This window comes from Streptococcus australis, assembly GCF_019930045.1.
GTDB lineage: Bacteria > Bacillota > Bacilli > Lactobacillales > Streptococcaceae > Streptococcus > Streptococcus australis_D.
This window is the reverse complement of record NZ_JAHZQQ010000071.1, coordinates 1-6985: the sequence shown is the minus strand read 5'-3', so window position 1 is coordinate 6985 and position 6985 is coordinate 1. Positions and strand designations below refer to the sequence as shown.

General features: G+C 42.5%; 6 protein-coding genes. 2 read left to right on the top strand and 4 right to left on the bottom strand.

The window, feature by feature from the left end:
- Positions 1-104 precede the first annotated feature (104 nt).
- Together K1J10_RS09765 and K1J10_RS09760 are read left to right on the top strand one after the other, a co-directional pair.
- The gene (locus K1J10_RS09765; protein ID WP_223357159.1) at positions 105-1187 is read left to right on the top strand and encodes a M24 family metallopeptidase; all 1083 of its coding nucleotides are present in this window, start codon (positions 105-107) and stop codon (positions 1185-1187) included.
- A 23-nt stretch (positions 1188-1210) separates the two neighbouring features.
- Positions 1211-1549, top strand: coding sequence for a hypothetical protein (locus tag K1J10_RS09760; RefSeq protein WP_223357157.1), 339 nt, complete (start codon positions 1211-1213; stop codon positions 1547-1549).
- Between the two features lie 97 nt (positions 1550-1646).
- Here the strand turns inward: K1J10_RS09760 and K1J10_RS09755 are convergent, their stop codons facing one another.
- From K1J10_RS09755 to K1J10_RS09740, 4 genes are all read right to left on the bottom strand, one after another.
- Positions 1647-2096: an Rrf2 family transcriptional regulator gene (locus K1J10_RS09755; RefSeq protein ID WP_123160487.1), complete on the bottom strand. Its 450-nt coding sequence runs from the start codon at positions 2094-2096 to the stop codon at positions 1647-1649.
- A 143-nt stretch (positions 2097-2239) separates the two neighbouring features.
- Positions 2240-3082 (bottom strand): metallophosphoesterase family protein, encoded by an 843-nt coding sequence (locus K1J10_RS09750; protein WP_223357155.1) that lies wholly within the window; start codon positions 3080-3082, stop codon positions 2240-2242.
- 68 nt (positions 3083-3150) lie between these two features.
- A complete protein-coding gene (locus K1J10_RS09745; protein WP_223357151.1) occupies positions 3151-5868 on the bottom strand; it encodes an FtsX-like permease family protein in 2718 nt (905 codons plus the stop codon).
- Positions 5869-5879: 11 nt separating this feature from the next.
- Complete coding sequence (locus tag K1J10_RS09740) at positions 5880-6581, bottom strand: ABC transporter ATP-binding protein (RefSeq protein ID WP_223357150.1); 702 nt, start codon at positions 6579-6581, stop codon at positions 5880-5882.
- Between the last annotated feature and the right edge of the window lie 404 nt (positions 6582-6985).

Below are 6985 nucleotides of genomic sequence, written 5' to 3'. Positions count from 1 at the left end.
CTAGCTCAAACAGCTGGAAGAACACTCGCTTAATCAGAGGAATGACTTTGTTGCACTTGACTTGACAATTGGGGAAAATATTATCAATAGAAAGAAGGTAGCTTATGTCTAAATTAGATCAAATTGTAGCATTTCTTGAAACTGAAAAAACAGATGTTGCTGTTGTATCCGATCCTGTCACCATCAATTACCTAACTGGATTTTACAGTGATCCCCACGAACGCCAGCTCTTCTTGTTCGTCTATCCAGACCATGAACCGCTTCTTTTTGTCCCTGCTCTTGAGGTAGAACGGGCGACTGCAGTTGTCGATTTCCAAGTGGTTGGCTATGTGGATTCTGAAAACCCTTGGGAAAAAATCAAAGGAGCAAGCGCTAATCCTGAAGCCAAAAAGGTTGCTTTGGAATTTGATAATTTAATTTTGACCAAGTACCATGGACTTCGTTCAGTCTTTGAACAAGCAACATTTACCAATCTCAGCCCTCGGATTAACCGCATGCGCTTGATTAAATCTGCTGATGAGATCCAAAAAATGTTAATTGCTGGTCAATATGCAGATAAGGCTGTCAATATGGGATTTGACGCCATCTCTCTGGATAAAACTGAGACGGATATCGTCGCAGAAATCGACTTTGGCATCAAACGCTTGGGCTATGAAATGAGCTTTGAAACTATGGTCTTGACTGGTAACAATGCAGCTAATCCTCACGGCATTCCTGGTAGCAACAAAATTGAAAAGGATGCTCTTCTTCTCTTCGACTTGGGCTGTATGGTGAATGGCTATGCTTCAGATATGACGCGAACCGTTGCGGTTGGAAAACCAGATGGCTTCAAAAAAGAAATCTACCATCTAACCTTAGAAGCTCAACAGGCTGCCCTAGATATGATCAAACCAGGTGTGACCGCGCATGAAGTAGACCGTGCTGCCCGCAGCGTCATCGAAAAAGCTGGTTATGGTGAATACTTCAACCACCGCCTCGGACACGGTATTGGGATGGATGTGCATGAATTCCCTTCTATCATGGAAGGAAATGACATGGTCATCGAAGAAGGAATGTGTTTCTCTGTAGAACCAGGCATCTACATCCCTGGAAAAGTCGGAGTTCGGATTGAAGACTGTGGCTATGTAACAAAAGATGGCTTTGGTCTCTTTACCGAAACCAGCAAAGACTTGCTGTATTTTGATTAAGATAGAAAAAAGGAGATTGTTTTATGATTGTTTGGCGTGGTAAAGGCTTGCTCGTTCCCCTTGCTCTTATGATTGGAGGAGCTTTAGCGAATATGATTTATTCCTTCCTGCATCTTAATGTAAATAAGAGAACGGATAGTATCATCTTAGGATGTATGTTGGGGATTCTTGCTGCAGCAGTCAATTATTTGCTAACAAAGAAATTTGTTTCCGATCAAGTGAGGTATATGATTGATGAGGAAACCGGGCAACGCATTGCTTTCCGCGATCGTTCTTCCTTCATGTTCATTCCCAACCGTTATTGGACTTGGATTTTTGCAATGGGATTTATTCTAGTCAGCTTCGTAGCCCTAGTGAAGTAAAGCTAGAAGGAGTGTTGCTATTTTACTCAATGAACACAAAAAGCCTTTCAGTCTATACTGAAAGGCTTTTTTACATCAAGTTTCTTACAGACTCAAATCAAGAAACGGTTGCTAGCTCCATTTGTTTCTTGGTTTGCTCCACCACTTCTTTGAGGCTGGTCTGAGCCATTTCCTTTTCCATGGCTAGCTGAATCTCTTCCAGCTTCCCATCTAGAACGCCATGGATGCTATTTCCAATCGGACAAGCTGGATTTGGATGCTCGTGGAAACCAAATAATTGACCAGTCTTCCCAAGGCATTCAACAGCCTGGTAGATATCTAACAAACTAATGGCTTCCAATTCTTTGGCCATCTCGGCCCCACCTGTTCCACGCGCTACATGGATCAAGCCTGCCTTTTTTAATTGAGACAAGGTTTTCCGAATAATGACTGGGTTTACACCAACACTGCCAGCAATCATATCACTGGTCACCTTAGTGCAATCTCCTTTTAAAGCAATCATGACTAATACATGGGTTCCAATGGTAAAACGACTTGAAATTTGCATGGATACTCCTCTCTTCCATCTAGATAGGGAGGTCTTAAACTGGATCTAAAACCATCAGTAACTAGATACATTTACTCTTCCGATGTTAAAGTTCTTTCTTTTAGTCTATTATACCCTTATTTGTTGTAATGTCAACTGTTACACTAGTTGAAAAAATCTCTCAACCATGCATCTACTTCTATATTGTGTCCCTCTCGCTGGGCTATTTCATGTAGAAGCTCATGATTATGAGTATGGTGGATCCCATTGACTAAACTTTCATAGTAAACTTGGAAGTAAGGGAGTTTCAGATCCTTAGCGAGTTGGAGTTCTTTCTCAATGTCATAGGACACCCGTCGAAAGTCAACATCTTTCAAACCCGATTCATCAAACTCCAGAATAGCATACATGGCCCGGAGATCCTTTCGAAGATTGGCTTGCAAAAAGAAGGGTTGGCCGATGGAACCCGGATTCAAGATGAGCTCTCCTCCACTCCCATATCGGAAAAATTGTTGGTGGATATGACCATAGACTGCTATATCAAAAGGAGGATTGGTTACAAGGCGATCAAAATCTTTCTGGTCTCCTATATGGATCAATTCTCGTCCCCAGTTTTTGTCTGGCAGATGATGAGTGATACCCACTATTAAGCCGGAAACTTCCCGATGCACTTGCATTGGTAGACTTTGCATGGCCTCTATCTCTTCTGGACGAATTTCTTCTAAAATATATTGACAATGGCGCATCAAATAACGGTGACTAACCCTTGATGGATCCAACATCCCCTTCATCGCTCGCCACAAGCTATCTTCCCAATTTCCTAAAATCTGTACGGTGATAGGCAAGTCTTCTAATAGTTCCAAGAGATGGCGTCTACCAGTCCCCGGCATAAGGATATCCCCTAATAACCAGTATTCTTCTACACCTGCCCGCTTGGCATCTTCAAGCACAGCCTCTAAAGCAGTTGTATTCCCATGTATATCCGAAAGCAAAGCAATTTTTGTCATGTCTCTTCTCCTTCTTTCATTATACCAAAGCTCTAAAAAACTTCCACCCTAGGGTAGAAGTTTCTTTTTTATTCAACAGATTTCAAAGCCTCCAGCATGTCTATCTTTTTAAGATGATGATTGACCAAGATTCCTAAGATAGCTAGGATCAGAATGACGCCAGCGATAGGATAAAGATAGACACCAAGGGCCACCCGCGGATAAAAGAGAATGGCATCTGGGGCGATCATGGCGATCAAAAAGCGATGGAGATAAAAGCCTCCTAGTAAACCCAATCCTATCCCTACAAGAGACAAGAGGATGGTTTCTCGATAAATATAAAGGGTAACTTCTTGATGATGAAAACCTAATACCTTAATGGTGGATAACTCACGGATTCGTTCTGCCACATTGATATTGGTCAAATTATACAAAATAACCATCGCTAGCAAAATAGATACCAGAACTAAAATCATCATGGTCTTATTCAATGATTGGGCCACAGAACTGAAGAGAGAAATCAAGGAAGTATTTTGCGTAACAGCAAGCACCGCCCCTTCTTCCATCATGTACCGACTGACCTTCTGGACGAACTGCTGAGAAGAAGACTGTAATCGGACCAAATAGGCATTTATCTTAGCGCTTTTTCCATAGGTTTTCTGATAGGTCGCTTGATTCATATAGACAAAATGGCCTACATAATTTTCGGTAATCGCAGCCACCCTAATCGTATGCCCATCTATCCGCAAGTCATCTCCAACGCCCACCTTGGCCAGCTGCGCTAATTTACTGGTAATCACCGCCCCATTGGATAGGTCGAGTCTACCCTCTTCTGAACGGAGGCTGATAAAGGGATCCAAGCTGTCTTTAGAGGACACCATTAAGGTTATGCTTTGTTTTCCACGTCCGGAAGGATAAGAAGCCTCCACTTGTTTTGTAAAAATGGCTCCTGTCTCTTTAATATCTGCTTGCTTCAAGCGCTTCTTCAAGGAATGTTCCTCTTCGTCTGTCAGACTGGATTTGGTCGAGAGAATCATATCGTATTTAAGGATTTCCCCAAACTGGCGTTGGGGCACTCCACCGACTGAGGATTGAATTCCCAGACCCGCAAAGAGAAGAGCAACCGAACCAGCAACACCAAATATGGTCATTAACATTCGCTGTTTATAGCGAAAAATATTTCTAGCGGTCACCTTTTGGGTAAAACTCAGACGTTTCCACAAAAAAGGTAGCCTCTCGAGCAAAATACTGGATCCGGAAACTGGCGGTTTTGGAAGAAGGAGGTGACTGGCTTCTTCCTTCAACTCTCTCTTAGCGACTAGATAAGCTGGAAAGACGCTAGAAAGAAGGGAGAGCCCCAAGGCTAATAAGCTATAAGATCCATAAAAATACTGTTGACTAGTGCCTACGACCATCCCCTGAGTGATAATTTGTGAAATGGTTCCTGATAAAACATAATGACCGAGAAGAGTTCCGATGCCGGTTCCAATAGTTCCAGCAACCAGGCCATACAAGAGAAACTTTGCTAAGATATCTTTCGTTCGATAGCCCAAGGCTTTGAACAAGCCCGCATGGCTCCGTTCTTCATCAACAAAACGAGTCATGGTCGTAAACGTGACCATGGCAGCGACTGCGTAGAGTACCACAGGAAAAAGATTGCCTACCGCAGAGATACTGGCACTGGCATTACTATACATGAGGTAACCCTGTCCGCCTGGAATGGTTTTTCGATCATAGACATGATAGTTTGGTTGCTCTAGATTTTTCAGATCTTCCTTGGCCTTTTCCAGCTCCTTCTGTTTAGTTGCTAGTTCCGATTCACCTGTCTGGATGTTGACCAATTGCTGATCTAGTTGCTTTTGGGCTTCTGCCAACTCGAGTCGCCTTGCTTCTAATTCTTCCTTGGGCAAGAGTGTAGACAGTTGATTCAGTTTATTGGATTGCTCCGTCAATTGTGTCTGTGCTTGACCTGCCTTTTCGCGTGCGTCTGCTAACTGTTTGTTTGCAGCATCAAGTTCTTCTTGCCCTTTTTGGATCTTTTGTTTCCCATCAGCCTGCAGTTTTGTATAGCGCTCCTGTCCATTTCCAGCTAGGAGTTTTTCCAGGTCCTTTTGATGGGAGGCCAGACGATCTTGATAGCTAGTTGAGAATGGATTGAGCCCCCTCAAATCATCAAACCGAATCCGAGCAAGGCTATAAACAGGACTAGTAAAGGCTTCTTTTGAGAGGACGCCATAGGCATCCAAGGAACCACTCCCACTCCTAGCTTGTCCCAAGTCTTTTTCGGACCACATCTCAGCAGACTTTATAAAGCCAACAATTCGATAGTTTTTTATCTTTAAAACAGATGGACTTCCAGCTTTTTCATGTATCCTTAGCTGATCCCCAATCTGGTAACGATCTTTCCAAAACGCTGCTAGAGCGACCTCATCTTCCTTCTGCGGAAGCCGTCCTGAAGCCAGCTGAAAGCGTGAGATGGTTTCTGGAATGGAAAAAAGTCGAACAGCTTCGTCCTTTCCGTCAAGCGTCACATCTGTCAGGTAGGAAAACTCCAAGCTGGCCCCCGTCAATCCTTGTAGCTCTTCCTGGTCAGTCTTATCCAAACCAAGATCTCCCATGACAGCTAGGTCCAACATTTCTTGTTGATCTATAAAGCGCTGGGCAGTCCGGTGCATATTTGGAGTCGTTACTTTTAAACCGACCAGGGCTAAGGTACCCAGCATCATCAGCGTTAAAATGGACAAAAAGCGCCCTTTGGAACTGGTAAAGGAATGACATAGATCTTTCCAATATATTTTTCGCTTCATGAACAACCTCCCTAATACTCTAGGCTATCGATATCTAGTGGAGTGTTATGGATGGTCACCGATTTTACTTGGGCATCATGCATCTGAATGACACGATCGGCTATTGGTGCTAAAGAAGCATTATGGGTGACGATAATCACTGTTGCCCCTTTTTTACGAGACATGTCCTGAAGAATCTTTAAAACCTGTTTACCGGTTTGGTAGTCTAAAGCCCCTGTTGGTTCATCACAAAGTAGAATCTTAGGGTTCTTAGCCACTGCGCGCGCAATGGCTACCCGTTGTTGTTCTCCACCAGATAGCTGGGCTGGGAAGTTGTTCAAACGCTCACCCAATCCAACCTCTCTCAAGACTTGGTCAGGGTCTAAGGCATCAGAAACAATTTCAGAAGCCAGCTCAACATTTTCCTTTGCTGTCAAATTGGGAATGAGATTATAAAACTGGAAGACAAAACCAACATCATTTCTGCGATAATCCGTTCGTTGGTGCGAGGAGAAGCTTGAGATGACTTTCCCATCCACTAGTACCTCCCCTTCATCATTGGTATCCATACCTCCCAAAATATTGAGGACTGTTGATTTTCCTGCGCCTGATGCCCCCAAAATGATGACCAATTCGCCTTTCTCAATTTCAAAAGTAACATCTTTATTGGCAATGATGTCAGTTTCTCCTGACGGATAGCGTTTATAACTATGTTTCATCTCAATATAAGCCATATCTTTTCTCCCACTTAAACACAAATTCCTATCTTTATTATAGTCCTTTTTTACCGGAAGACCAAGGATAATCAATCTCTTAAAACCACTAAAAAAGACAAGAAATCAACGAGACCAGTATTTCCTCAATTTTATGAACGAGGCTAGTTTTGAGCCAATACTTTTCTATGCATATATACAAATGTAGATCACCAAAACCTTTTTGTATCAAACAATCGAATTCTTCAAGCAATATTGGACTCCCTCTCTTTGATTTGTGACATAATAAAATATGAGTTTGAATTATTATGATCTTTTAAATAACTGATATTTCAAGTTTTTCTTTCATTTGATAAATTGCAAGAATAAGTGCAACATTTACTTGAACTCATCCTCTAGAGCTTCACAAGCAGTTCTGTAAGCTA

What these genes read in the sequence shown, in the direction of transcription:
- K1J10_RS09760 (WP_223357157.1), top strand. Translation starts at nt 1,211, where the DNA reads ATGATTGTTTGGCGTGGTAAAGGCTTGCTCGTTCCCCTTGCTCTTATG.
- K1J10_RS09740 (WP_223357150.1), bottom strand. Translation starts at nt 6,581, where the DNA reads ATGGCTTATATTGAGATGAAACATAGTTATAAACGCTATCCGTCAGGA.
- K1J10_RS09755 (WP_123160487.1), bottom strand. Translation starts at nt 2,096, where the DNA reads ATGCAAATTTCAAGTCGTTTTACCATTGGAACCCATGTATTAGTCATG.
- K1J10_RS09765 (WP_223357159.1), top strand. Translation starts at nt 105, where the DNA reads ATGTCTAAATTAGATCAAATTGTAGCATTTCTTGAAACTGAAAAAACA.
- K1J10_RS09750 (WP_223357155.1), bottom strand. Translation starts at nt 3,082, where the DNA reads ATGACAAAAATTGCTTTGCTTTCGGATATACATGGGAATACAACTGCT.
- K1J10_RS09745 (WP_223357151.1), bottom strand. Translation starts at nt 5,868, where the DNA reads ATGAAGCGAAAAATATATTGGAAAGATCTATGTCATTCCTTTACCAGT.